Annotated in this window: 1 protein-coding gene and 1 pseudogene; both read right to left on the reverse strand. The window is 71.0% G+C overall.

Features of this window, described 5'->3' with window-relative positions:
- A pseudogene (locus tag G3N97_RS38900) lies at positions 1-306 on the reverse strand (beta-hydroxyacyl-ACP dehydratase); the annotation flags it as partial.
- Positions 303-1,178, reverse strand: an 876-nt coding sequence (locus G3N97_RS38905) for a beta-ketoacyl synthase N-terminal-like domain-containing protein (protein ID WP_205998014.1), incomplete at its 5' end; no start/stop codon positions are given. The gene G3N97_RS38905 and the pseudogene G3N97_RS38900, both read right to left, overlap by 4 nt.

Here is a 1,178-nt window from a genome sequence, read left to right on the forward strand (position 1 = left end):
CAGCGCCGTGAAGCGGCGCGTGCCGAGCAGCACGCCGGGGCGCGCCGCCTTGCCCGCGCGCATCGACAGCAGGCCCACGTGGGCCGCGATCGCCTGCGCCATCAGTTCGATGCCGATCCACGCGGGCATCGCGCCCTGCGCGTCGGCGTACCATGCGTCGGCGCGCACGCTGGCTTCGGCGCTCAGCGATTCGTCGCTGCACGCGCACACGGCGTCGAGCAGCAGCATCGTGCCGCGATGCGGAATGATCGCGTCGATCGGCGGAAAGATCTCGCCGCCGGGCGCGGGATTCAGGGAGTCGGTCATCGTGCAAGCACCAGGGAAACGTTGCTGCCGCCGAACGCAAACGAATTGCTCATCACGTATTGGCTTTGCGCGCCCGCGCCGCGCGGCAGATAGCGCGCGGACTCGACGAAATCGAGCGGCGGCAGCGTCGCGTCGGCCTGCCCGTCCCACAGATGACGCGGCAGCGCGACGTCGTCGCGAGCGAGCGTCAGCCACGCGAGACCGGCTTCGGTCGCGCCCGCCGCGCCGAGCGTGTGCCCCGTGAGCGGTTTGGTGCCGCTCACGGCGACGCCGTCGGGAAACACGCGCGCCATCAGGTGCGCTTCCATCTGATCGTTCTTGAGCGTCGCGGTGGCGTGCAGGTTGACGTAGCCAATCGCGCGCGCGTCGATGCCCGCGTCCGCCAGCGCCGCGCGCAACGCGATCTCGCCGCCCGCGCCTTGCGGATCGGGCGCGGAGATGTGATGCGCGTCGCTCGACTCGCCCGCGCCGGCGAAGCGCACCGGGCCTTCTTCGCGGCTCATCAGAAACACCGCCGCGCCTTCGCCGATGTTGATGCCGCGCCGGTTCGCGCTCATCGGATTGGTGCGTACGGCGCTCGTCGATTCGAGCGAGGCGAAGCCTTGCAGCGTGAGCTCGCACAGCGTGTCGACGCCGCCGACCACCACTGCGTCGCACAGCTGCGCGCGCAGCAGGCGGCGCGCGGCCGCGAAGGCTTTCGCGCTCGACGTGCAGGCCGTGGAGATCGTGAACGCCGGGCCGCCGAGGCCGAGCGCGGCGGCGGCAAACGGCGCGGCCGTGCCGATTTCCATCTGGCGGTAGTCGAATGGTTTCGTGTTCTTTGCCTCGGCGTCGGCGAAAGTCGCCTCCACCGCGCCGATGCCCGACGTGCT

This window comes from Paraburkholderia sp. Ac-20347 (assembly GCF_017104805.1).
Lineage (GTDB): Bacteria > Pseudomonadota > Gammaproteobacteria > Burkholderiales > Burkholderiaceae > Paraburkholderia > Paraburkholderia tropica.